This window comes from Microbacterium oxydans, from assembly GCF_000956525.1.
GTDB classification, from domain to species: domain Bacteria; phylum Actinomycetota; class Actinomycetes; order Actinomycetales; family Microbacteriaceae; genus Microbacterium; species Microbacterium oxydans_A.
The window spans coordinates 422,970-446,748 of record NZ_JYIW01000025.1 but is presented as its reverse complement, the minus strand read 5'-3'; the positions used below and the strand labels follow the sequence as shown (position 1 = coordinate 446,748).

Below are 23,779 nucleotides of genomic sequence, written 5' to 3'. Positions count from 1 at the left end.
GCCCGGGCCTCAGACGAGCGCGTCGAGCAGCGCGAGCTCGTCCGTCCGGGTGAGGCCGGCGCGCCGTTCGCGGTGGATGCCACGGACCCGCTCGTCTTCCAGCACCCTGGAGATCGTCTCGACGATCGGGCGCAGCTCGCCTCCGCTGCGCAGATATGCCGCGTTCAAGCGCGTCATGAAGCCGGTCATCTCCGCTGGGAGCCACAACGGCAGCGAACGCTCCCCCGCCCAGTACTCGACGTCGTGGTCGAGCAGCCAACGCTCCCCCGCTTCGACCACGGCGCCCGTGTGCCCGGCGGCTTCGCGGATGCTCGACAGCACCTCGGCCAGCGGGTATCGATCGCCGATCGCATTGACGACGCCGGTCACGGCTGCCTCGACGATGAATGCGGCGAGATCATCCACATCGATCACCTGGCAGTACCGGTCCGCCCGCGGTGGCACGAGCACAGGCCCGTCATCGGCGCGAGCGAACGCGGCGGCCCAGTACTCGAACCGATCGCTCGGATCCCCGTCGCCCACGATGAGCCCTGGCCGGACGATCAGCGCACGATTCCCGAGCCGCCGCGCATGGTTCTCCGCAGCGACCTTCTCGGCTGCGTAGTCGTACTCGGCTCCTCGGCGCGCCGGCGCATGGAGCGGCGCTGACTCGTCCGCACCGACGGTCGCGTCATCGGCGTAGACCGACATCGATGAGACGAAGACCCAGCGCTCTGCGCTCTGCCCCAGCGCATCGACCGCGTCGCCGACGTGCGCCTCCCGCGAGGAGACGTCGACGACCACATCCCACTCACCGACGACGTCGACATACGCACCCGGCTGATCCCGGTCGCCCTGCACGAGCATCGCGCCGTCGGGAACGGGCCGCGTTCCCCGCGCGAGGCAGGTCACCGCCGCTCCGGCATCCACCCACCTCCGGGCGATCCGCCCCGAGAGCCACCCAGTTCCGCCGAGGATCAGTACCTTCGTCATGCCCCCATGTCACCAGTATCCGCTGCGCAACGGAACCGCTCGCTGCTGAGAGCGGAGAAGAACGACACCGCCCTGCATCCCGGAATGGGGTGCAGGGCGGTGTCGACAGCGGCGACCGCGTCAGTCGCGGAGTGCGGCGCCGAAACGCTCGGCGGCGACAGCCACACCGGCGAGCTTCGCCTCGGTCGCTTCGGCGGCCGTGAGCGTGCGATCCGGAGCGCGGAACCGCAGCGCGAACGTCAGGCTCTTCGTCCCATCGGTCAGGCCGTCTCCGCGGTAGTCGTCGACCAGGCGAACCGACTCGAGCAGCGCGCCGGCGCCCTCGGCCAGGGCGGCCTGCACGTCGGCTGCGGGGATATCGGCCGGCACGGTGAGCGACACATCCTGCGTCGCGGCGGGGAACGTCGAGAGCGACTCCGCCACGATCCGGTTGCCCGCGAGCGACAGGATCAGGTCGAGATCGAGCTCCAGCACGACGGCGCGACCCGGCAGGTCGGCGGCCTCGGCGACCACGGGGTGGAGTTCGCCGACGTAGCCGACCTCGACGGAACCCACGCTGAGCACGCCGGTGCGGCCAGGGTGCAGCGCGGCGCGCTGCGACTGCGCGACATCGATCTCGACACCAGCGGCCGCGGCGATCACGCGCACGGAATCCAGCGCCTCGGTGAGACCGGCTGCTTCGGCCGGCCGGCCGGGCTGGCGAGCGACGGCGTTCCCTGTGAGCAGTGCAGCCACGTGACGGTGCTGCGGCGGGATCGAGGCGTTCAGCTCGGCGAGCGTCTCGTCCGTCGGGCGCACACCGAGCGGCGGCACCTCGTCGGTGCCGTAGGTGACACCGGGCTCGGGAAGGAAGACGACACCGGTCTCGAAGATCGCGAGATCGGTGAGGCCGCGCGAGATGTTGCGGTGCGCGGTCTGCAGCAGTCCGGGAACGAGCGAACGACGCAGGAACGGCGCCTGGCCGTCGAGCGGGTTCGCCAGACGGATGCCGGGGAGCGTCTCGCCCGACGCGGATCCGTGCAGGTCGTTCTGCGCCTGGGTCGTGAACGGGAACGCCGGCGTCTCGACGAAGCCTGCGGCGGCAAGCGCATCCGACACCCGACGGCGCCCCTGCTGCAACGCGGTCAGACCGCGTCCGGAGGGAGGCGTCGGCAGCACGGACGGGATGCGGTCGAGTCCGTGGATCCGGGCGACCTCCTCGGCGAGCGTCCATTTGTCGGTGAGGTCGGGACGCCAGGTCGGCGGGATGACGACCCAGCCTGCATCCGACGCGGTGACCTCGGCGCCGATCGTCGTCAGCGCACCGGTGATCTCGTCGTCGGTGTAGTCGACCCCGATCAGGCCCTCCACGAATCCTGCCGGCAGCTCGATCTCGGCCACGAAGACCTCGGCGAAGAGCGCTCCGCCCTCCTCGGTGAGCGTGCCTCCGGCGAGCTCCACCATCAGGTCGGCAGCACGACGAGCTGCGACGAACGGGATCAGCGGATCGACGCCGCGCTCGAAGCGCTTGGACGCCTCGCTGGGCAGCTTGTGCCGACGGGCGGTGCGGGCGATCGTCGTCGGGTCGAAGCTCGCAGCCTCGATCAGCACGTTCTTCGTCGTCTCGCTCATCTCGGTGGTGCCGCCGCCCATCACGCCGGCGAGACCGATCGGGCCGGAGCCGTCGGTGATGAGCAGGTCCTCGACGTGGAGCGTGCGCTCCTGCCCGTCGAGCGTCGTCATCTTCTCGCCCGGCATGGCACGACGAACCGTGATGCCGCCGTCGAGCTTGTCGAGGTCGTAGCCGTGCAGCGGCTGGCCGAGCTCGAGCATGACGTAGTTGGTGATGTCGATCAGGACACCGAGTGAGCGCATGCCGGCGAGGCTGAGCCGCGCGATCATCCACGGCGGCGTGGGACGCGAGGGGTCGACGTCGCGCACGACGCGGGTGACGAACTCGCTCGCACCGACACGGCCGCGAACGGGCGCCGCATCGTCGACGATCGTGGTGTGTCCGCTGCCCGGCTGCAGGTCGGCGAAGTCGCGCTCCGCCGGGTCGCGGAAGGTCGCACCGGTGGCGTGCGAGTACTCTCGGGCCACTCCACGCAGCGAGAACGCGTATCCGCGGTCGGGGGTGACGTTGATCTCGACCGCGACGTCGTCGAGACCGAGGAGTGCGATCGCATCGGTGCCGACGGGTGCGTCGATGCCGAGGTCGGACAGCACGACGATGCCGTTGTGCTCGTCGCCGAGGCCGAGCTCGCGGGCCGAGGCGATCATGCCGTCTGACACATGACCGTAGGTCTTGCGAGCGGCGATCGGGAACGGACCGGGCAGCACGGCGCCCGGCAGGGTCACGACGACCTTGTCACCGACGACGAAGTTGTGCGCGCCGCACACGATGCCACGCGGCTCCGCCTCGCCGACGTCGACCTGGCACCAGTTGATGGTCTTGCCGTTCGACTGCGGCTCTGGCTCGAGCGAGACGACCTGTCCGACGACCACGGGCCCCGTGATCTCGAAGCGGTGCACGTCCTCCTCTTCGAAGCCGACGGTCACCAGCGCCGCGAGGACGTCCTCTGGCGTGGCATCCGCTGCCAGATCGACGTACTCACGCAACCACGAAAGCGGAACGCGCATCACACCACCATCCCGTACTGCTCGCTGAATCGGACATCGCCCTCGGCCATGTCCCGCATGTCCTGCACATCGCTGCGGAACATGAGTCCCCGCTCGATGCCCATGCCGAACGCGAAGCCGCTGTACACCTCGGGGTCGATCCCGGCCGCGCGCAGCACATTCGGGTTGACCATGCCGCAGCCGCCCCACTCGATCCAGCGCGCGCCGCCCTTGAACGTCGGGTGCCACAGGTCGAGCTCGGCCGACGGCTCGGTGAAGGGGAAGTAGTTCGTGCGGAAGCGCATCTTGGCCTCTGCGCCGAAGAGCTGCTTCGCGAAGTGATCGAGGGTGCCCTTGAGGTGCGCCATCGTGATGCCCTTGTCGATCACGAGACCTTCGAACTGCGTGAACACCGGCAGGTGCGTGGCGTCGAACTCATCGGTCCGGTAGACACGGCCGGGGCACAGCACGTAGATCGGCACCTCGCGGTCGAGCATCGAACGCACCTGCACCGGGCTCGTGTGCGTGCGCATCACGAGGTGACGGGAGGTCGGGTCGACGTAGAAGGTGTCCTGCTCCTGGCGGGCAGGGTGGTCGACGTCGAAGTTCAGCGCGTCGAAGTTGAACCACTCGTGCTCGAGCTCAGGACCCTCGGCGATCTCCCACCCCATGCCGACGAAGATGTCGGAGACCTGATCCTGCAGCAGGGTGAGCGGATGCCGTGCACCGACGCGCGTGCGCGACGGCACCGCAGTGATGTCGATCCGCTCGGCCTCGAGGCGCGCTTCGACCTCGGCCGCTGCGAGCTCCGCTTCCTTCGCCGCCAGCGCCTGCGTGACCTTGCCACGCCCCTGGCCGACGAGCTTGCCGAATGCGGCCTTGTTCTCGGGGGCGACCTGGCGCATCGAGGCGTTGAGCACCGCGAGCGGCGAACCCTCCGCGACGTGCGCGGCGCGGGCCGCTTTCAGCTCGGCGGTGTCGGCTGCTGCGCCGATCGCGTCGAGGGCTGCGGCGACCGCCGCTTCGACTGCTTCTGGGGTGATCTCTGGAGACTCAGACACGAGAGACGAGTCTACCGGGGGCGCGTGGGTCGCTTTCGCGACTCAGCGCGATGCTCCCCCGCCGGGACCGCCCTCGTTCTGCAGCACGATGAGCGACGTGTTCGTCTCGCCTCCGTGCTGACGGGGATCCGGCACCGCCGGTCCCGCCTTCGGCGAGCGCTTGGCGCGACGCTGCAAGCGGTACGCGACGTAGGACAGCAGGAGGCACACGGCGACGTACATCGATCCGCCGACGATCGCCGCGGGGATCAGCGGCGAGCCGTATGGCGCCTGGTTGCCGATCTGGTTGATGACGTAGAGGAGTTCCTGGTACGTGATGATGAACCCGAGCGCGGTGTCCTTCAATGCCACGACGAGCTGCGCGATGATGACCGGCATCATGGCCCGCACCGCCTGCGGGATGAGGATGAAGTACATCACCCCGGTCTTGCGCAGTCCGATCGCGTAGCCGGCTTCCTTCTGTCCGCGAGGGAGCGATTCGATGCCGGCTCGCAGGACCTCGGCGAGCACCGAGCCGTTGTACACGATCAGCGCGATCACGACAGCCCAATACGGCGGCATCTTCACGCCGATCACGGGAAGGCCGTAGTACAGCAGCATCATCAGGATGAGCACTGGCACCGCTCGCAGCACCTCGATGATCCACCGGACGGGCTCACGCACCCAGGCGTGCTCCGACAGGCGGCCGACACCGAGGAGGAAGCCGAGGGCGATGGACCCGACCCCGGCAGCGGCGAACGCGGCCAACGTGGCCAGCAGCCCCTCGCCGAAGCGGACCCAGACGGCCGAGAACGTGAAGATGTTCCACTTCTCCGCGGAGAACTGGCCGGTGGCGAACAACCGCCATACGACCCAGGCGAGCACCGCGAGGACGACGAGGACGGTGGCGGCTCCGATGAGCCTGTTGCGGGCGATGGCACGGGGGCCGGGGACGTCGAAAAGGACGGAACTCATCGCGCGATCCTCCACTTGTTCTCGAGAACTCGCTGCACCCAGGCGAGCAGCAGCACCAGCACCACGAATAGCGGCATGACGCACAGCAGGACGACGAGCGCGTTCTCGCCGCGCTCGCTCAGTGCTGCGCGGATGGTGCCGAGGTTGACGACCGAGAAGCCGGCCGCCACCGTGGTGTTCTTCATGAGGGCGATGAGCACGCTCATCATCGGCGGGACGACGGAGCGCGTCGCCTGCGGCAGGACGACATAGCGCATGACCTGTCCGAAATTGAGACCGATCGCCCGCGCGGCCTCGGCCTGTCCGACCGGGACCGTGTTGATGCCCGCACGCAGGGCCTCCGCGACGTAGGTCGCGGTGTACAGGCCGAGGGCGATCACGGCGAGCAGGAGGGAGTTGATGCGCTCCCCCAACAGGATCGGGAGACAGAACGCGAAGAAGAACATGACCAGGGTCAACGGTGTGTTGCGGATCCAGTTCACGTACACGCCGCCGACGGCGCGAGCGATCGGAACCGGCGACACGCGCGCGGCCCCGACGATCAGTCCGAGGACGAGGGCGATGATGCCGCCGCCGAGGAACAGGGCGATCGTTCCCCACAGTGCCTCTCCCCAGAGGTCGAGGTGGTCGGTGATGACTCCCACTGCTGCTCCTGTCGATTCGAGTTCTCGGTTGGTCCCTGCCGATGAGCGGGGCGGTCGACGTTGCCGACCGCCCCGCTGGAATCAGCCGATCGGGTCGACCTCGGGCTGGGTCGCCTTGACGCCGGAGGCGCCGAGGTTGTTGTCGAAGATCTGCTGCCAGATCTTGCCGCCGTCGGTCAGCTGCGTGTTGAAGTACTCGACGAGCGCGTCGTCACCCTTGGCGAGTCCGATGCCGTAGCGCTCCTCGCTGAACGGCTCTCCGACGACCTTCAGCTTGTCCGGGTCCTGCGCCGCGTAACCGATGAGGATCGCCTCGTCGGTCGTGACGGCGTCGACCTGGCCGTTCTTGAGGTCCTCGACGCACTTCGAGTAGGTGTCGTACTCCTTGGTGGGCACATCGGGGTAGTTCGTCTTGATGTTCTGGATCGGCGTCGAGCCGGTCGCGGAACAGACGGTCGTCTCGGCGCTCAGGTCGTCGACGCTCTTGATGTCGCTGTCGGCGCCGACGAGGAGGCCCTGGCCGGTGACGAAGTAGGGGCCGGCGAAGGAGATCTGCTCCTTGCGCTTGTCGGTGATCGAGTAGGTACCGACGTAGTAGTCGATGTCACCGTTGACGATGGCCTGCTCGCGGTTCGCCGAGGCGATCGCCGTGAACTCGATCTTCTCCGGGTCGACGCCGAGCGAAGCCGCCATCCAGCGCGCGATGTCGACGTCGAATCCGGTGCGGTCGCCCGTCACCGGGTCGAGGTAGCCGAGTCCGGGCTGGTCCTCCTTGACCCCGACCTTGATCGTGCCGGATGACTCGATCCGGTCGAACGTCGGGCTGCCGTCGATGCTGACATCCTTCAGCACGGTCCACGGCGTGCTGCTGGACGAGTCACCCTCGTCGCCGCCCGCCGGGGTTCCGGTGCTGGACGGCGTGCCGCTGTTGCAGGCGGTCAGCGCGAGCAGCGCCACCGCTGCGATCCCGATGCCTGCCAGTGTCCGTGTGCGTCGCATGTGCGTCTCCTTCGTGTGCTGTGTGTGCAGGGTCTGTGTGGTCGGTGCGTGAGCGTCAGTGCGTGAGGAGCTTCGAGAGGAAGTCCTTGGCGCGGTCGCTCTTCGGGTTCGTGAAGAACTCCTCAGGAGTCGCCTCCTCCACGATCTTTCCGTCGGCCATGAAGACGACGCGGTCTGCCGCCTTGCGGGCGAAGCCCATCTCGTGGGTGACGACGATCATCGTCATGCCCTCGTGCGCGAGTCCGACCATGACGTCGAGGACCTCGTTGATCATCTCGGGGTCGAGGGCGCTGGTCGGCTCATCGAACAGCATCACCTTCGGCTGCATCGCGAGCGCACGGGCGATCGCCACGCGCTGCTGCTGTCCACCGGAGAGCTGCGCCGGGAGTTTGGATGCCTGCTGCGCCACGCCGACGCGCTCGAGCAGCTGCATCGCCTCCTTCTCGGCATCGGCCTTCTTCATGCCGCGCACCTTGATGGGGCCGAGCGTCACGTTCTCGAGGATCGTGAGATGTGCGAAGAGGTTGAACGACTGGAACACCATGCCGACATCGGCGCGGAGGTTCGCGAGCCCCTTGCCCTCGGCAGGGAGTTCCTTGCCATCGATGCGGATGCTGCCGCTCGTGATCGTCTCGAGCCGGTTGATCGTGCGACACAACGTCGACTTGCCGGAGCCGGACGGGCCGATCACGACCACGACCTCGCCCGAGTTGACGGTGAGGTCGATGTCGGTCAGCGCCTGGAAGTCGCCGTAGTGCTTCTGGACGTTCTCCACCACGACGAGTTCAGTACCTGAGGTCATCATTTCTCCAAACTAGCCACGCGGTCAGCGACATGGTGCACGATCTGTGCGAGATTTACACGTTCGTAATGCCCGTGCCGTGCGGTGGGTACGACAAAGCGCCGGCACCCCACGGCCGGCCCCCGCCGAGCCGTGGGGACGCCTCGCACGACATCGCCGTCCCCATGACGACGTCGATCCATGAGCACCCCTCCGGGGGTGATCACGACGTCATCGGGGTACGGAGAGCGTCCTCGCCTGTTAGTGCGGCACCAGCTCGAAGGCATCCGGATTCTCCATCGAATCGATCGTGATCGACATCACATTGGCAGAGGCCGAAGGGCGACGGAGAATTCTTGAGGATTTCTTGAGGGACTGTGCAGTTCCTCAGCGCCGACTGTCGCGGTAGTACTCGACGGCGCCCGGATGCAGCTCCACCGGCGCGGTGAAGATGGCCTGCCGACGGTTGAGGAGGGCCACCGCCGGCACCTCGCTGCCCATCCGAGAGCGGGCGTCGAACAGCACCTCGAGCACATCGCGCACCATCGCATCGGGCGTCGATGCTGCGGCGAGGAGATAGTTGGGCACGGCCATCGTCGGCGTCGAGTCGGTGAGCCCGTAGATGCCCGCGGGGAAATCCGCCGGACGGTAGGCATCCGAATACCGCGCGTTGACGGTGTTCACCCATTCCAGCTCGATCGGCAGCAGCCGCACCGGGAGTTGCTCCGCGAGCTCACGGATGCCAGGCGTCGGCAGACCGCCGACCCAGAAGAACCCGTCGATCTCTCCGCGCTCCATCGCGGCGATGGAGTCGCTGAGGTCGAGCTGGGCATCCCGCACGGCGGACCGGTCGATACCGGCGGCGTCCAGCACGCGCCCTGCGATGACGTTGACGCCGGAGTTCTCCGCGCCGAGCGACACGGTTCTGCCCTCGAGCTGCGGGATGCTCTCGACCGCCGAGTCAGCGCGCACGACCACGTGCAGGTACTCGTCGTAGAGTCGCGCGACCGCCCGCACCGGGAGCGGCTCATGGAAGGCGCCCACACCGGCCACCGCATCCGCGGCGGTATCGCCCTGCGCGAAGCCGAGCAGGGCGTCACCGTCAGCGACACGCAGGAGGTTGTCGACCGAGCCGTTGGTCTCCGCACCGACCACATCGACCCCGAGCGCGGTCGAGAGCTCGTCGGCGAGATGACTCCCGTATTCGGAGTACACGCCGGTCGTGCCGCCGCCGGCGATCGTGTAGGTCTGATCCGTCCATTCGCCGGCCCTCGCGGTGCAGGCACTCAGCCCGAGCACCATCGCGATGCCGAGGATGAGCGCGAGGACGAGACTGCGCAGTCGGCTCATCCGGATGCTCCGTCCGGCAGGCGCAGCGCGATCAGCAGACCGCCGTCGTCCGGCGAGGAGACCGTGAGCTCGCCGCCGATCGACGTCAGCAGGTCCGTCGCGATGGCCAACCCGAGCCCGGTCCCCGGAACGTCTCCGCTGTCAGCGCTCCGCCAGAACCGGCCGGTGGCCGAGTCGACCTGGTCAGGCGGGAGTCCAGGTCCGTGATCCCGGACCTCGATCACACCCGCCTCGCCGTCCCGTCGCGCACCGACATCGATCGTCGATGCGCCCGGCGAGAACTTCACCGCGTTGTCGAGCACCGCGTCGAGCGCGCTCTCCACGATGGTCCGATCGGTCACGCTCATCACGGCGCCCTCTGCTGGCAGCTCGAAGCCGATCCCCCGCTGCGCGGCCACGTCGCGCCAGGCGTCGACGCGGTCGGCGGCGAGCGCCGAGAGGTCGACGGCGGAGAACATCGAATCGGCACGACCTCGTCGAGCGAGCCCGAGCAGCGTCTCGAGGATGCGCGCCATCCGCCGCCCCTCTTCGCGCGTCTCCTCCACATCGCCCTGCCACTCGGGACCGAGGCCGGTGGTGAGGTGCTCGACGCGGAGCAGCAGCGCGTTCAAGGGGTTCCGCAGCTCGTGCGACGCGTTCATCGCGAACTCCTGCTGCCGTGTGAGCACGCGCTCGATCTCGTCTGCCATGCCGTTGAACACTCTGGTCATGCGACGCAGCTCCGGCGGGCCGGTGTCCTCCGCGACGCGCGCATGCATCTCACCGCGTTCGATCGCGATCATCGCGTCGTCGAGGCGACGCACGGGAGACAGCACCCATCGCGCGAGCTGCACGACGAGCAGCACACCGAGCGCGATCGACACCACAGCGACGGCGGACAGCACCAGCAGCTGCCGGAAGATCTCCGCCCGGGGCGCCTCGACATCGGCTGTGATCATGACGGCGCCGATCACGTCGCCGTCATCGAACACGGGCTCCACGGCCGCGGCATCCGAGATGATCCAGGGGAAGGGCGGATCCGGAGCCTCGGCCCGCCTTCCGGACAGCGCCAGCCGCACCCGCTGCGCGTCCTCGTCCGGCAGTACCTCCTGGCCGGGATCGCTGGTCGCCCACACGCCACCCGAGAGATCGAACACGGTGACGTCTATCCCGTAGACCTCCTGGAACCGTTGCGCCTCCCCCTCGATCACGGTCTCGCTGCCCGAACGCAATGCCTGCCGTGCGCTGCTGACGAAGTAGCCGAGGTCGCCGAGCTGCTCCGTGTACAGCGCCTGTTGGATGCTGCGCGCCGCACTCCACCCGGTCGCGCCGGCCAGCGAGAGCAGGATCGCGATCACCGGCACCAGGAAGACGATGACGAGCCGGGTGCGCATGGGTCAGGCCCCCGCGAGCCGATAGCCGACGCCCCGCACGGTCTCGATGAGCGTGCGGTCGCCGATCTTGCGTCTGATCGCTCCCACGTGCACCTCGAGCGAGTGTCCGAAGCCGCGCCAGTCGGTGTTCCACACCTCGCGGATCAGCCGCTCCTTCGGGACCGCGACGCCGGGATAGCGCGCGAGCACGGCGATGATGTCGAATTCCTTGCGAGTGAGATCGACCGTGATGCCGTCGACCAGGAGCTGCCGTGCGACGAGGTCGATCCGCACGTCGCCGTCGAGCACCGAGACCTGGGTCTCGGAGACCGCATGCACCGGCCGCGACCTCCTCGTCACCGCCTCGATCCTGGCCAGCAACTCGTGCACGTCGTACGGCTTGACGACGAAGTCATCCGCGCCGGCACGAAGCCCCTTGATGCGCTCGGTGACCTGACTGCGCGCCGTCACCACGACGATCGGGACATCGGAGCGACCGCGGATGCGCCGGCAGAGGTCGATCCCGTCCACGTCGGGCAGCCCGAGGTCGAGCAGCACCACCTCGGTGTCGGCGCCCAGCAGATCCAACGCCTGTGCGCCGTCAGCGGCACGCACCGTGGCGTATCCGGAACGCGCGAGGAACGCATCGAGAGCGGCGGCGACGCGTTCGTCGTCCTCCACGATCAGAATCCTCATCGACTCCGCCCCTCGCCCAACAGATCAGCCAGCGGCTGCGCGCTGCGAGAACGCACTCTCATACAGGCACACGCTCGCCGCGGTGGCGAGGTTCAGGGACTCCGCCCGCCCGAAGATCGGCAGCTTCAGCACGCGGTCGGCGAGGTCGAGCGCATCGTCCTCGAGCCCACGGGCCTCGTTTCCGAACAGCCAGGCGGTCGGCTCGGCGAGCACGCCTTCGGCACGAGCCGCGAGCAGGTCATCGCCTTTGACGTCGGCGGCGAGGATGCGGAGCCCTGCGGCGTGCGCGCGGTCGACGACATCCGAGAGCTCGCCGGCGATCGCCACCGGCAGATGGAAGAGCGAGCCGGTCGTGGCGCGGACGACCTTGGGGTTGTACGGGTCGACGGTCCGACCGGTCAGCACGACGGCATCGGCACCGGCGGCGTCCGCTGCCCGGATGATCGTGCCGAGGTTGCCGGGATCACGCACCTCCTGGCAGATCGCGACGAGACGCGGCTTCGCGGCGAAGATGTCGCGCACGGACGTCGGCGTCTGCCGCACCACGGCGACGAGCCCTTGCGGTGTGACCGTGTCGGCCATCGCGTTCAGGACGTACTCCGTGACGTACTCGACATCGACATCGGCATCCGCCGCCTTCGCGCGGATGTCGGGATGCTTCTCCCACCCGTTCGGCGTCGCGAAGAGTTCGACGATCGAGTCGGGCAGGTAGGTGAGCGCCTCTCTGACGGCCTGCGGTCCTTCGAGAAGGAACAGACCTGTCTCGGTGCGCGCACTGCGCTTCGTCAGCTTCGCGACAGCACGGACTCGGGGGGACCGGGGGTTCTCCAGCACGATCACAGTCTAGGAGGCGCAGCAGTCCCGCTCGCGCCACTCGGCGCTGACGAACCGGCCTGCACGTCGCAGACGACGCAAGAGGGCGCCCTCCCGAAGGAGAGCGCCCTCTGAGGCGTCTGAGACTTACGCAGCCGACTTGGGCGCGTTGACGTCGGAAGGCAGAGCCTTCTTGGCCGTCTCGATCAGCGTCGTGAACGTCGCTGCGTCGTTGACCGCGAGGTCGGCGAGCATACGACGATCGACCGTGACACCCGCGAGGCCGAGGCCCTGGATGAAGCGGTTGTAGGTCATGCCGTTCTGACGTGCAGCCGCGTTGATGCGCTGGATCCAGAGGCGACGGAAGTCGCCCTTGCGCTTGCGACGGTCACGGTACGAGTAGACCAGGGAGTGGATGACCTGCTCTTTGGCCTTGCGGTACAGGCGCGAACGCTGACCGCGGTAACCCTTTGCGCGCTCGAGGATGACCCGGCGCTTCTTGTGGGCGTTTACTGCCCGCTTGACTCTTGCCATTTTCCTGTGTTCCTATTCGTGCGTTCGGGCGCGTCAGCGGCCGAGAAGCTTCTTCGCGACCTTGGTGTCAGCCTTCGAGAGCACCTGGTCCTGGTTCAGACGACGGGTGCGACGGCTCGACTTGTGCTCGAGGTTGTGGCGCATCCCGGCCTGCTGCTTCTTCAGCTTGCCGCTGCCGGTGATCTTGAAGCGCTTCTTAGCACCCGAGTGGGTCTTCTGCTTCGGCATCTTCTCTTCCTTCGTCATGCGCCTTCTCAGGCGACGTTGTCAACCCGCGGTGCGGGAGTTCTGGGGGCGTTACTCCGCCGGAGCCTCGGCCGAGACGTCCGTCTCGGTCTTGGCCTCACGGGCAGCCTGCTTGTTCGCTGCGCGCTGCGCGTCGCGGACCGCGTTCTGCTCCTGCTTGGCCTCGGACTTGCTCTTCAGCGGGGCGACGATCATGACCATGTTGCGGCCATCGATGGTCGGGTTCGACTCGACCGTGCCGAGCTCGGCGACATCTTCCGCGAACTTGCGGAGGAGGCGGACACCCTGCTCGGGGCGCGACTGCTCACGACCTCGGAAGAGGATCATGGCCTTGACCTTGTCGCCGGCCTTGAGGAAGCCCTCGGCGCGCTTGAGCTTGGTGATGTAGTCGTGCGCTTCGATCTTCAGACGGAAGCGGACTTCCTTGAGGATGGTGTTCGCCTGGTTGCGGCGAGCTTCCTTCTCCTTCTGGGCGGCCTCGTACTTGAACTTGCCGTAATCCATGATCTTGACCACGGGCGGCTTCGAGTTGGGGGCCACCTCGACGAGATCGAGGTCGGCTTCCTGTGCCAGGCGCAGTGCCGCCTCGATGCGGACAACACCGATCTGCTCACCCGCGGGGCCGACGAGGCGGACCTCGGGGACGCGGATGCGCTCATTGGTACGGGGATCGCTGATGCGGAACTCCTTAGACGATGTGATTCAGCCACCGCGATGCGAGGTGCATCACGGGCGAAATCGGAGTCGTCTCCCCACCCACCGGCATTCAGACGCCGGCTCTGCACCCTGCCTGCCGGCCCAGTCGTGCGGACGGAACCAGTGGAGTGCAAGACCCGGTAGCCTTGAACGGCAAGCGCGGGTGGGAAGTGAATCCTCTTTCGTTCCAGAGCATGACGCTCCGGAGCCCGCCAAAGTCTAACAGAAAGCAAGGCGAAGTGACGACTCCGGGCCAGCACGAGGCAGACCACGACCGCGAACAGCGTTGGGCGCGACAGGAGGAGGCCGCGTCATCCGCCACCCGCGACATCGCGGATGTCCCCGCCGTCGAGGTCATCACGACCGCGGCCGTGCACCTGATGAGCGCCGCCGCCGTGAAGCTCGGCCTCGCCGACGACCCGGATGCCGCAGCGCAGCTCGACCTCGATGAGGCGCGCAAGCTCATCAACTCGCTCGCAGGGCTCATCACGGCCGGTGCCCCCGAGATCAGCGACATGCACGCTCGCTCGCTGCGCGACGGTCTCCGCTCGCTGCAGCTCGCATTCCGCGAAGCGTCCGTCATCCCCGACCCGATCGGCAAGGGACCCGGCGAGAAGTGGACCGGGCCGGTCAACTAGGACTCTTCGAAGCGCCCGCCGCAGCCGCGCTCGATCAGGCGCTGCGGCGGAGCTTCACGGTGAGGGAGTCGGCAAGGACGGCGATGCGGTCATCGGCGGCCCAGCGCTGAGCAAGGCGGGACAGCACCGCGTCGAGGACCTCGCGCTCGAGGCCGTCGACGAGTTCGAGGACCACGACCAGCTCGGGGCCGCGCAGTCGCGCATCGGGATCGCCGGGCGCGACGGCGACGTCGATCACGGCGAGCTCGTGCGCGACGCTCTCCTGCAGTGCGCCGAACACCTCGGGCGAGAGGAAGCTCGGCTCCCACGCGTGGCCCTGGGCGATCGCCCAGACAGCGGGGCGACGGATGACGAACTCGGTGTCCGACGTCGGGTCGAGCACGATCAGGTCGGTCTCCTCGGCGGATGCCGCGAGGGCCGCCCGCACCGCCTCGACCGGGATCGGACGAGCGGCGGCATCCCACCGACCCATCGCCTCGACCGACGAGAAGACCGGCTGCACACGGCGTCCGTCAGGCGCCGCGACGGTCACGATCGACAGCTCCTGGGTCTTGTCGACCGTGAGCCCGCTCGGGGCGACGCCCTCCTCGCCCTTCTCCGCGATCAGCGGGATGAGCACCCGCGCGCTGCGGAAGGCGTCGACGACCTCGGCCTGACTGCCCTCGCCCGCGCGGAAGCGAAGCAACGCAGCGAGCAGGGCCGGATCGGCTGAACCGTCGTCCCCGGCGTGCGGGTTCGACTCGAAGCTGCGACCCTCCCAGGGGACGCCCGCAGAATCGCCGCGACCGGCGGCCGTGTGATCGTGGTCAGCGTGACCGTGATCCCCGTGACCGCACGAGTCGTCAGTCGTCGCCGGCGACATCCAGCGCCTCGGCCAGCGTGAACGCACCGGCATACAGGGCCTTGCCGACGATCGCACCCTCGACGCCCAGCGGCACCAGCTCGCGAAGCGCGGCGATGTCGTCCAGGCTCGAGATGCCACCGGAGGCGACGACGGGCTTGGGGGTGCGCGAGGCGACCTCGCGCAGCAGTTCGAGGTTCGGGCCGCGGAGCGTGCCGTCCTTGGTGACGTCGGTCAGCACGTACCGGCTGCAACCGGCGTCCTCGAGGCGCTCGAGGACCTCCCAGAGGTCGCCGCCCTCCTGCGTCCAGCCGCGTGCCGCGAGCGTCGTGCCTCGTACGTCGAGACCGACCGCGATCGCCTCGCCGTAGCGTCCGATCACATCGGCAGCCCATTCGGGGTTCTCCAGCGCTGCGGTGCCGAGGTTGATGCGGGTCGCGCCGCTCTCGAGCGCGGCCTCCAGCGTCGCGTCATCGCGGATGCCGCCGGAGAGTTCCACGTTCACGTGGCGGTACTGCTTGATGACCTTGCGCAGGATCGGCGCGTTGCTGCCGCGACCGAAGGCTGCGTCGAGGTCGACCAGGTGGATCCACTTCGCGCCCTGCGCGACCCACTCCCCTGCGGCGTCCAGCGGGTCGCCGTAGTTCGTCTCGGTGCCGGCCTCACCCTGAGTGAGCCGCACCGCCTTGCCGCCGGCGACATCGACGGCCGGGAGAAGCGTGAGCGAGGGAGACTGCGCGAAGTCGTTCATGGGTTCCTAAAGTGAGGATTCAGATCAGCGGTCCGAGCACACCCGTCACGGACGCACGAGAACCGAGAGTATCGCGACCCCGGTCGCCCTCCAAATGCAGGAGAAACGCAGGAGAAATGCACGAGATAGGCTGAGGCATGATGTCCGGACCGCACGATGAAGTCACACCAGGCGCAGACGCGCGCAGACGGAGCGATCAGCAGCCGCTCGTCGAGTCGGTCCCGCTGTTCCCGAACGATGCGCCGGCGGTCCCGCCGCGACCGGCGACAACGCCCGCACTGCCCGGTCAACCGCCGTATCGCCGGACCCGCGCCGAGGCTCGCGAGGACCGCGCTCAGGAGGTTGCAGCACCGCCGCGGCCGACGCCACCCGCTCCCACCGCCGCCCCGTCGGGCGAGATCGCCGCGCCGAGCGCGGCGTCGGCACCGGTACCTCCCTTCCCGGAGGACGAGACCGTACCCACCGACACGATGCCGCGTCCTCCGGCTGCGCGCCCGGTGGCGGCGCCCACGCCTGCACCCGGCACCGCAGCGGGTGCCGCCCCGACCGTACCGGCCGCTCCGCCCCGAGTCACGCCTACGACGCCGGCCGTTCCGGCACCGCCGACGCCCACCGTCCCCGTCGCCTCGGCATCCGGTGCGCCTGCACCTGCGCCCGCCACCGTGATGCCCGCGTTCATCGAACCCGCCTCTCGACGCGAGCAGCGCGAGCGGCACTCCTTCCTGCAGACGGAGCGCCCGGAAGAGCCGGCACGCGAGGGCGCCCGCGGCACGCTGAACCGGATCGGCTTCCGTCTGCGCCCGTCCGCAGAGGAGCAGTCCGCCCGCGATGACGAGCTCGCGGTGAGCCAGCACTGGCCGGGCCCGCGCACGATCGCCGTCGTGAACGGCAAGGGCGGCGCAGGCAAGACACCGACGACGATCCTGCTCTCGGCAGTGTTCGCGCGCTACGGCGGTGCCGGTGTGCTCGCGTGGGACAACAACCAGACACGTGGCACCCTCGGCTGGCGCACCGACACGGGAGCGCACGACCGCACGCTCCTCGAGCTGCTGCCGGAAGCGGGACGGCTGCTCGGTACCGGTGCGCAGTCCGCCGATCTCGCGCACTTCATGCACCACCAGCCCCGTGAGAAGTACGACGTGCTGCGGTCGAAGCCGATCAGGCTCGCACACGAGAATCGACTGAGCCCGAAGGACGTCGACGCGATCCACTCGGTGGCTGCGAAGTTCTATCGGCTGATCATCATCGACTCCGGCAATGACGAATCCGATCCGATGTGGCTCCGGATGATCGACCAGGCGGACCAGCTGGTGATCGCGACGACCACCCGTGCCGATCATGCCGAGGCGGGTGCGCTCCTGATCGAAGCACTCGAGGAGCGCGACGAACGCTCGGCCCGACTCGCCCAGCGGTCGGTGGCCGTGGTCTCCCAGGCCGATCCGAAGGCGACTGCCAGCGACATCGAACACGTCATGGACGGGTACCGGTCGTTGTCTCGCGAGGTCGTGAGCGTGCCGTTCGATCATGAGATGGTCGACGGACCACTCCGCTACGGCGCGCTGAACAAGCGCACGCAGCGGGCCTGGCTGTCGGCAGCTGCAGCGGTCGCCCGCGGCTTCTGAGGCGTCCGAACGCCGCCGCCTGCCTCAGTGAGGCTCGGTCAGCGGAGCGAGCCGATCCAGTTCCGCAGCAGCTGGATACCGGCCTCACCCGACTTCTCGGGGTGGAACTGCGTCGCCGACAGTGGCCCGTTCTCGACGGCCGCGAGGAACGGGTCACCGTACGTGGTCCAGGTCAGCGCTGGCTGCGGGAACGGCGGGATGACATCGAGTTCCCACGACTGCGCGGCATACGAATGCACGAAGTAGAAGCGTTCGTCCTCGATGCCGCGGAAGAGCACGCTGTTCTCGCCGGACTCGACGGTGTTCCATCCCATGTGCGGCAGGACGGGGGCGTTGAGCTCAGTGACCGTTCCCGGCCACTCTCCCAGCCCCTCGGTGTCCAGACCGCGCTCGACGCCGTGCGAGAACAGCACCTGCATCCCGACGCAGATTCCGAGCACTGGGCGACCGCCGGCCAGCCTGCGGTCGATGATCTCGTCGCCGCCGTGCGCGTGCAGCGCATCCCGGACGGCTGCGAACGCACCGACGCCGGGCACCAGCAGTCCGTCGGCCTCCTGCGCGACCTTCCGGTCACGTGTGAGCACGGCATCCGCGCCGGCCGCGACCAGCGCCTTCACAGCGGAGTGGACGTTGCCTGACTCGTAGTCGAAGACCGCGACGGTGGGCGTGCGACTCACAGCGCACCCTTGGTCGACGGGATGCCGTCCACCAGCGGGTCGAGCGACTTGGCCTGACGGAACGCGCGAGCGAACGCCTTGTACTCGGCCTCGGCGATGTGGTGCGGGTCGCGGCCGCCGAGCACGCGGACGTGCACGGTCAGCGCCGCGTTGAACGCGATCGCCTCGAAGGAGTGCCGCACCAGGGAACCGGTGAAGTGTCCGCCGATCAGGTGGTGCTCGAAGCCGGCGGGCTCGCCCTCGTGCACGAGGTACGGGCGACCGGAGATGTCGACGACGGCCTGAGCGAGCGCCTCATCCAGCGGAACGAGGGCATCGCCGTAGCGCGAGATACCGGCCTTGTCGCCCAGCGCCTCGAGGATCGCCTGTCCGAGCACGATCGAGACGTCCTCCACCGTGTGGTGGGCGTCGATGTGGGTGTCGCCGGAGGCGCGCACCGTCAGGTCGGTGAGCGAGTGCTTCGCGAATGCCGTGAGCATGTGGTCGAAGAACGGCACCGAGGTGTCGATGTGGCTCGCTCCCGTGCCGTCGAGGTTCAGTTGGAGTTCGACGGTGGACTCCGACGTGCTGCGCACTCGGCTGGCGGTGCGCGGGGTCAGGGCGATGGTGCTCATGAGGCCGATTCTAGCGAGGCCAGGGCATCGAGGAACGCCGTGGTCTCGGCCTCCGTACCGGCGGTCACACGCAGGTGACCGGGGATGCCCACGTCGCGGATCAGCACGCCACGGTCGTAGAGCGCCTGCCACGTCGCCTTCGGATCTGCGACGCCCCCGAACAGGACGAAGTTCGACCAGGACTCGTGCGGGGTGTACCCGAGCGCTTCGAGCGTCGCGGTGATGCGGTCGCGCTGCTCGACGATCTCGTCGACCATGCCGAGCATGACGTCTGCATTGCGCAGCGCGGCCACCGCCGCGGCCTGTGTGAGGGCGCTCAGGTGGTACGGCAGGCGGACGAGTCGCAGCGCATCGATGAACCCGGAATCCGCCGCGAGGTAGCCGACGCGAGCGCCCGCGAAGGCGAACGCCTTGCTCATGGTGCGCGAGACCGCGAGGCGCGGGCGCCCCTCCAGCAGGGACAACGCAGACGGTGCCTCGTGGGGCGCGAACTCCCAGTACGCCTCGTCGACCACCACGATGCCACGAGCCGCCTGGTACACGGCCTCGATCACATCGAGACCCAGCGGCGTACCGGTCGGGTTGTTCGGCGAGCAGAGCAGGATGACGTCAGGGTCGACATCGCGAACCTGCGCTGCCGCCTCTTCGGGTGTGATCGTGTAGTCGGGCTGGCGGACGCCGGGCACCCATCGGGCACCGGTCCCCTGCGCGATGAGCGGATACATCGAGTACGTCGGCGCGAAGCCGAAGGCGGTGCGACCCGGACCGCCGAATGCCTGGAGGATGTGCTGCAGGACTTCGTTCGAGCCGTTGCCCGCCCAGATCTGGTCGGCTTCAAGCCCGTGCCCCAGGTATTCGGCGAACCCTTCACGGAGCGCAGTGAACTCACGATCCGGATACCGGTTCACGTCGCGGATCGCGACGGCGATCTCGTCGAGGATGTCGCTGGCGACCTCATCCGGGATCGGATGGGTGTTCTCGTTGACGTTGAGGGCGATCGGCAGCGGAGCCTGCGGAGCGCCGTACGGGGTCAACCCGCGGAGATCGTCACGAAGCGGCAGATCATCGAGTGAGGCAGTCACCCTTCCCATGCTAGAACGCTCGGGGTGAGTGCGGACAATCGTGACGCTGCGAGAAGCACTCAGCCCTCGTACTGCGACGGGATCGCGAGCTCCTGGCCGATCTGCAACTCGCCGGTGGGGAGCGCGTTCAGGCGGGTGATGTCGCCGATGACGTCGCGCGGGTCAGCCGCAGGAGCGATCTCGCTCGCGATCGACCAGAGCGTGTCGCCCGGCATCACCGTGACCGTCGAGAAGGTCACCGTGCCGGCGTCCTCGCCGGATGCGAGGGCGCTGCCACCGCTGATCGCCGCGAAGGCGATGCCGAACGCGAGCGGCAGTGCTGCCAGCGCCAGCAGCACGCGGCGACCGCGCACCGTCAGCCGGAGCTTCGTCGCCGGACGCGCCGGGATGACTGCTGCAGTGCTGAAGGTGATGGTGCTCATGTCGTGCTCCTCTGCGTCGCCCTCCGTTGCCCGGAGGTCCAGCCACCTGCCCGTCGGGCCGGTGGAAGTTGGCGTAGCGTTCGCATACATCACTCGGCCGGGAGTGCTGGATGCGAAGCTACGTTCCGAAGATATCTTCGAGTTCGAATATCTGTCAAGCATTCTTCGAAACCTGAGCCGCGAATCAGCCGACACGCTCGAACAGATCTTCCAGATTCGTCCGATTCTCGGATACGGTTTCGATAGGAACACCACACCACGGGCCACCGACATTCGAAGAGCGACGTCGGGAACGCGTACCGAAGGAGCATCATGAGCGAGAACTCAGCCCCCGAAGCCGAGGCACCGCGTACTCGTCGTCGCAAGAGCCTCAGCCCCAAGCAGCTGGCGATCCTCGAGGTCATCCAGACCTCGATCGCGCAGCAGGGCTATCCGCCGAGCATGCGCGAGATCGGCGACGCGGTCGGGCTCAAGTCGCTCTCGAGCGTCACGCACCAGCTCGGGCAGCTCGAGCTCAGCGGCTACCTGCGTCGCGACCCCGGAAAGACCAGGGCGATGGAAGTGCTCATCGACCTGCCGGGCACGAGCGGCGAGAACCCGGCCGACACCGCGACCCCGGTGGGCGACGCGGCCATGGTGCCCCTCGTCGGCCGCATCGCAGCCGGCGTGCCGATCACGGCCGAGCAGCAGATCGAGGAGATCTTCCCGCTCCCCCGCCAGCTCGTCGGCAAGGGCGATCTGTTCATGCTCAAGGTCTCCGGCGAGTCGATGATCGACGCTGCGATCTGCGATGGCGACTGGGTCGTGGTCCGTTCCCAGAACAGCGCGGAGAACGGTGAGATCGTCGCGGCCATGCTCGACGACGAGGCGACTGTCAAGACGTTCCGCCGCCGTGACGGCCACACCTGGCTGCTCCCCCGCAACTCGGCGTTCGAGCCGATCCTGGGCGACGAGGCGACGGTGCTCGGCAAGGTCGTGGCGGTGCTGCGCTCCGTCTGAGCATCCGGTCGGGCGCATAGGCTCGAAGCATGACTGCGCCATTCGGGTCCTGGACCTCACCGTTCTCGCCGGCCTCGGTCGCCTCATCGTCCCCGCGCATCGACGGGGCGAGATTCGTCGGTGACGAGATCTGGTGGGGCGAGTCGGTTCCGGCGCAGGGCGGGCGTCTCACGGTGCGCAGCTCGAACGGCTCCGAGGTCCTCCCCGCACCGTGGAGCGCCAGATCACGGGTGCACGAGTACGGCGGCGGGGCTTGGACGGCGGATGCCGACGGCACTCTGTACTTCGTCAGCGCGGCAGACCAGCGCGTGTACCGTCTCTCCCCCGGCAGCGAGCCGACGCCGCTCACCCCTGCAGGCCCCGCGCACGGCGGTCTCCGGATGCAGCAGCGTCGCCTGTTCGCGGTGCGCGAGGACCTCACGGTCGGGCCCCATCTGCGTGGGATCATCGAGATCCCGACCGACGGCTCGGCCGCCGACGACGCCTCGGCGATCCGCGTGCACGCACAGGGCACGGGTTTCTTCGCCCACCCGGCGCTCTCCCCCGATGGCACGCGGCTGGCCTGGGTCGAATGGGACGGACGACGGATGCCATGGCAGAGCGCGCAGCTGCGCATCCGTTCGCTCCCCGACGGCAGCCTCGGTGCACTCCCCACCAGCACCGCGCTGCAGCCGGAGTGGCAGGACGACACGCGTCTGCTCTTCGCTGACGACCTCGACGGCCGATGGGCGCTGCATCGCGCGACGCTCGACGGGGTCGACCTCGTCGCTGCTGCGACACCGATCGCCCCGGCCGACGCCGACACGGGCTACGGGCTGTGGGTGCTCGGCAATCGCTGGTACCAGCCGCTCGACGACGGGCGTATCGTCGCGGTACGCACGAACGGCCGCGACGCCGTCGACGTCATCTCTCAGCACGACAGCCGTCGACTGCTCGAGGTGCCGACTGACGGCCATGTGAGCGTGGACGATGCCGCAGGCACGCGCGTGCTGCTCAGCGGCAACGGCTCCCGCGTCGCACCAGGCGTCTGGAGTGTCGATGTGGACTCCGGTGAGGTCGTGACGATCGCGGGCGGAGCACCGGTGGACCCGAGTTGGATGCCGGCAGCGCAGCCGATCGTGGTCGATGGCGCACACGGCCCCGTCCACGCCTTCGTCTACCCACCCGCGAACCCGACAGCCACCGCCCCGAGCGGTGCCCTCCCGCCCTACCTCGTGCTCGTGCACGGCGGTCCGACAGCGCATGTGACCGGCGCGACGTCCTCAGCGATCGCCTTCTACACGAGCCGGGGCATCGGGGTGCTCGACGTGAACTACGGCGGCTCCACCGGCTATGGCCGCGCCTACCGCGAAAGCCTCGACGGCCAGTGGGGTGTGGTCGATGTCGATGACGTGATCGCCGCGGCCCGAAGCCTCGCCGATGCAGGTCTCGCCGACCCGACCAGGATCGCGATCCGCGGCAGCTCGGCCGGCGGCTGGACGGTGCTCTCGGCGCTCGTGCGCGGCGGGATCTTCGCCGCCGGCATCAGCCGTTACGCCGTGACCGATCTGCGGATGCTCGACGAGCACTCGCACGACTTCGAGCAGCACTACATCACGGGACTCGTCGGTCCGCTCCCCGAGGCCGAAGCGCTGTACATCGAACGCTCGCCGCTCACGAACGTCGCACGCATCGACGTGCCGGTGCTGCTCCTGCAGGGTGCAGACGACCGCGTCGTTCCGCCGGCGCAGTCGGAGGCAGTGCGCGACGCGCTGGCTGCACGTGGAATCGACCATGAGTACGCGCTGTACCCGGGCGAAGGCCATGGCTTCCGCCGCGAGGAGACCATCGTCGACGCGCTGGAGCGCGAGCTGCGATTCCTCGGTCGCGTATTCGGCTTCGAGCCGAGCCTCTGAAGAGATGGGGCACTGAGCAGCGCTGCCCGACCGCGCCTGCTACTCGCCGACGCGGTTGCGAAGGCGCATCGCGCGGTCGGCCTCGCGCGTGTCCTGACGCTCTCGCAGGGTCTGACGTTTGTCGAACTCCCGCTTTCCCTTCGCGAGGGCGATCTCGATCTTCGCGCGGCCGTCGGAGAAGTAGAGCTTCAACGGGATCAGCGTGTAGCCGCCTGCTGACACCGCATGGGCGATCTTCGTGATCTCCTCGCGATGCAGCAGCAGCTTGCGGATGCGCTTCGCCGAGTGGTTCGTCCAATGCCCCTGCGAGTACTCGGGGATGTGCACGGAGTCGAGGAACACCTCATTGCCCTTCACGAAGGCGTACCCGTCGCTCAGATTGGCCCGCCCCTGGCGCAACGACTTCACCTCGGTGCCGGTGAGCACCATCCCCGCCTCGTACGACTTCTCGATGTTGTAGTCGTGACGTGCGCGACGATTGGTCGCGACGACCTTCTCCCCGCGTTCCCTGGGCATGATGCACTCCTGTGATTCGACGAGCC

The 23,779-nt window shown here is 68.3% G+C and carries 26 protein-coding genes; 4 read left to right on the top strand and 22 right to left on the bottom strand.

Translation table 11 applies throughout. The annotated features are described in order from the left end of the window. Positions 1–9 precede the first annotated feature (9 nt). The 14 genes from RS83_RS12465 to infC all read right to left on the bottom strand — a co-directional run bounded on the left by RS83_RS12465 (position 10) and on the right by infC (position 13,678). The gene (locus tag RS83_RS12465) at positions 10–972 is read right to left on the bottom strand and encodes an NAD-dependent epimerase/dehydratase family protein (RefSeq protein ID WP_045279810.1); all 963 of its coding nucleotides are present in this window, start codon (positions 970–972) and stop codon (positions 10–12) included. Positions 973–1,092: 120 nt separating this feature from the next. Then, on the bottom strand, positions 1,093–3,591 hold the full coding sequence (gene pheT / locus RS83_RS12460) for a phenylalanine--tRNA ligase subunit beta (protein WP_045279809.1): 2,499 nt from the start codon (positions 3,589–3,591) through the stop codon (positions 1,093–1,095). Beyond that, positions 3,591–4,631, bottom strand: coding sequence for a phenylalanine--tRNA ligase subunit alpha (pheS, locus tag RS83_RS12455; RefSeq protein WP_045279808.1), 1,041 nt, complete (start codon positions 4,629–4,631; stop codon positions 3,591–3,593). The genes pheT and pheS overlap by 1 nt, the downstream gene beginning before the upstream one ends. A gap of 42 nt (positions 4,632–4,673) precedes the next feature. Further along, on the bottom strand, positions 4,674–5,585 hold the full coding sequence (locus tag RS83_RS12450; RefSeq protein WP_045279888.1) for an amino acid ABC transporter permease: 912 nt from the start codon (positions 5,583–5,585) through the stop codon (positions 4,674–4,676). Beyond that, positions 5,582–6,229: an amino acid ABC transporter permease gene (locus tag RS83_RS12445; RefSeq protein WP_045279807.1), complete on the bottom strand. Its 648-nt coding sequence runs from the start codon at positions 6,227–6,229 to the stop codon at positions 5,582–5,584. Before RS83_RS12445 ends, RS83_RS12450 begins: the two co-directional genes overlap by 4 nt. Before the next feature lie 81 nt (positions 6,230–6,310). Next, on the bottom strand, positions 6,311–7,228 hold the full coding sequence (locus tag RS83_RS12440; RefSeq protein WP_045279806.1) for a glutamate ABC transporter substrate-binding protein: 918 nt from the start codon (positions 7,226–7,228) through the stop codon (positions 6,311–6,313). A 55-nt stretch (positions 7,229–7,283) separates the two neighbouring features. Then, on the bottom strand, positions 7,284–8,033 hold the full coding sequence (locus RS83_RS12435; RefSeq protein ID WP_419760984.1) for an amino acid ABC transporter ATP-binding protein: 750 nt from the start codon (positions 8,031–8,033) through the stop codon (positions 7,284–7,286). 363 nt (positions 8,034–8,396) lie between these two features. Further along, positions 8,397–9,359, bottom strand: coding sequence for a TAXI family TRAP transporter solute-binding subunit (locus RS83_RS12430; protein ID WP_045279805.1), 963 nt, complete (start codon positions 9,357–9,359; stop codon positions 8,397–8,399). Beyond that, positions 9,356–10,732, bottom strand: coding sequence for a sensor histidine kinase (locus tag RS83_RS12425; protein ID WP_045279804.1), 1,377 nt, complete (start codon positions 10,730–10,732; stop codon positions 9,356–9,358). The genes RS83_RS12430 and RS83_RS12425 overlap by 4 nt, the downstream gene beginning before the upstream one ends. A 3-nt stretch (positions 10,733–10,735) precedes the next feature. Next, positions 10,736–11,407: a response regulator transcription factor gene (locus tag RS83_RS12420; protein WP_045279803.1), complete on the bottom strand. Its 672-nt coding sequence runs from the start codon at positions 11,405–11,407 to the stop codon at positions 10,736–10,738. A gap of 24 nt (positions 11,408–11,431) precedes the next feature. Beyond that, positions 11,432–12,241, bottom strand: a complete 810-nt coding sequence (locus RS83_RS12415) for a TrmH family RNA methyltransferase (protein WP_045279886.1) — start codon at positions 12,239–12,241, stop codon at positions 11,432–11,434. A 126-nt stretch (positions 12,242–12,367) separates the two neighbouring features. Further along, the gene (rplT, locus tag RS83_RS12410; RefSeq protein WP_045279802.1) at positions 12,368–12,754 is read right to left on the bottom strand and encodes a 50S ribosomal protein L20; all 387 of its coding nucleotides are present in this window, start codon (positions 12,752–12,754) and stop codon (positions 12,368–12,370) included. Positions 12,755–12,787: 33 nt separating this feature from the next. Then, positions 12,788–12,982 (bottom strand): 50S ribosomal protein L35, encoded by a 195-nt coding sequence (rpmI, locus tag RS83_RS12405; RefSeq protein WP_017828564.1) that lies wholly within the window; start codon positions 12,980–12,982, stop codon positions 12,788–12,790. 69 nt (positions 12,983–13,051) lie between these two features. Further along, entirely contained in the window at positions 13,052–13,678 is a 627-nt protein-coding gene (gene infC, locus RS83_RS12400; protein WP_197072129.1) for a translation initiation factor IF-3, read from the bottom strand. A 212-nt stretch (positions 13,679–13,890) separates the two neighbouring features. Between infC and RS83_RS12395 the strand changes: the two genes are divergently transcribed. After that, the gene (locus RS83_RS12395; protein ID WP_230114053.1) at positions 13,891–14,334 is read left to right on the top strand and encodes a DUF1844 domain-containing protein; all 444 of its coding nucleotides are present in this window, start codon (positions 13,891–13,893) and stop codon (positions 14,332–14,334) included. Between the two features lie 34 nt (positions 14,335–14,368). On the opposite strand, the gene RS83_RS12390 is transcribed toward RS83_RS12395, so the two are convergent. From RS83_RS12390 to RS83_RS19140, 3 genes are all read right to left on the bottom strand, one after another. Continuing rightward, a complete protein-coding gene (locus RS83_RS12390; protein WP_045279799.1) occupies positions 14,369–15,196 on the bottom strand; it encodes an SseB family protein in 828 nt (275 codons plus the stop codon). Continuing rightward, complete coding sequence (priA, locus tag RS83_RS12385; protein ID WP_045279798.1) at positions 15,177–15,926, bottom strand: bifunctional 1-(5-phosphoribosyl)-5-((5-phosphoribosylamino)methylideneamino)imidazole-4-carboxamide isomerase/phosphoribosylanthranilate isomerase PriA; 750 nt, start codon at positions 15,924–15,926, stop codon at positions 15,177–15,179. Before priA ends, RS83_RS12390 begins: the two co-directional genes overlap by 20 nt. A 334-nt stretch (positions 15,927–16,260) precedes the next feature. After that, entirely contained in the window at positions 16,261–16,605 is a 345-nt protein-coding gene (locus tag RS83_RS19140) for a hypothetical protein (RefSeq protein WP_052679101.1), read from the bottom strand. Here RS83_RS19140 and RS83_RS12380 point away from each other — a divergent pair. Continuing rightward, entirely contained in the window at positions 16,592–17,548 is a 957-nt protein-coding gene (locus RS83_RS12380) for a MinD/ParA family ATP-binding protein (RefSeq protein ID WP_156153198.1), read from the top strand. The genes RS83_RS19140 and RS83_RS12380 overlap by 14 nt on opposite strands. 38 nt (positions 17,549–17,586) lie before the next feature. Here RS83_RS12380 and hisH read toward each other — a convergent pair whose 3' ends face one another. Genes hisH through RS83_RS12360 form a run of 4 tightly spaced genes read right to left on the bottom strand, consistent with a single transcriptional unit; the run spans position 17,587 to position 20,343 of the window. Further along, the gene (hisH, locus tag RS83_RS12375; RefSeq protein ID WP_045279796.1) at positions 17,587–18,225 is read right to left on the bottom strand and encodes an imidazole glycerol phosphate synthase subunit HisH; all 639 of its coding nucleotides are present in this window, start codon (positions 18,223–18,225) and stop codon (positions 17,587–17,589) included. Beyond that, positions 18,222–18,839 (bottom strand): imidazoleglycerol-phosphate dehydratase HisB, encoded by a 618-nt coding sequence (hisB, locus tag RS83_RS12370; protein WP_045279795.1) that lies wholly within the window; start codon positions 18,837–18,839, stop codon positions 18,222–18,224. Before hisB ends, hisH begins: the two co-directional genes overlap by 4 nt. Next, positions 18,836–19,930, bottom strand: a complete 1,095-nt coding sequence (locus RS83_RS12365; protein WP_197072121.1) for a histidinol-phosphate transaminase — start codon at positions 19,928–19,930, stop codon at positions 18,836–18,838. The genes hisB and RS83_RS12365 overlap by 4 nt, the downstream gene beginning before the upstream one ends. A 50-nt stretch (positions 19,931–19,980) precedes the next feature. After that, positions 19,981–20,343, bottom strand: a complete 363-nt coding sequence (locus tag RS83_RS12360) for a LysM peptidoglycan-binding domain-containing protein (protein ID WP_045279794.1) — start codon at positions 20,341–20,343, stop codon at positions 19,981–19,983. Between the two features lie 312 nt (positions 20,344–20,655). Between RS83_RS12360 and lexA the strand changes: the two genes are divergently transcribed. Together lexA and RS83_RS12350 are read left to right on the top strand one after the other, a co-directional pair. Beyond that, positions 20,656–21,342: a transcriptional repressor LexA gene (gene lexA, locus RS83_RS12355; protein WP_045279793.1), complete on the top strand. Its 687-nt coding sequence runs from the start codon at positions 20,656–20,658 to the stop codon at positions 21,340–21,342. 29 nt (positions 21,343–21,371) lie between these two features. Next, positions 21,372–23,237, top strand: coding sequence for a prolyl oligopeptidase family serine peptidase (locus tag RS83_RS12350; RefSeq protein WP_045279792.1), 1,866 nt, complete (start codon positions 21,372–21,374; stop codon positions 23,235–23,237). 39 nt (positions 23,238–23,276) lie between these two features. On the opposite strand, the gene smpB is transcribed toward RS83_RS12350, so the two are convergent. Continuing rightward, positions 23,277–23,753, bottom strand: coding sequence for an SsrA-binding protein SmpB (smpB, locus tag RS83_RS12345; protein ID WP_045279791.1), 477 nt, complete (start codon positions 23,751–23,753; stop codon positions 23,277–23,279). Positions 23,754–23,779: the final 26 nt, after the last annotated feature.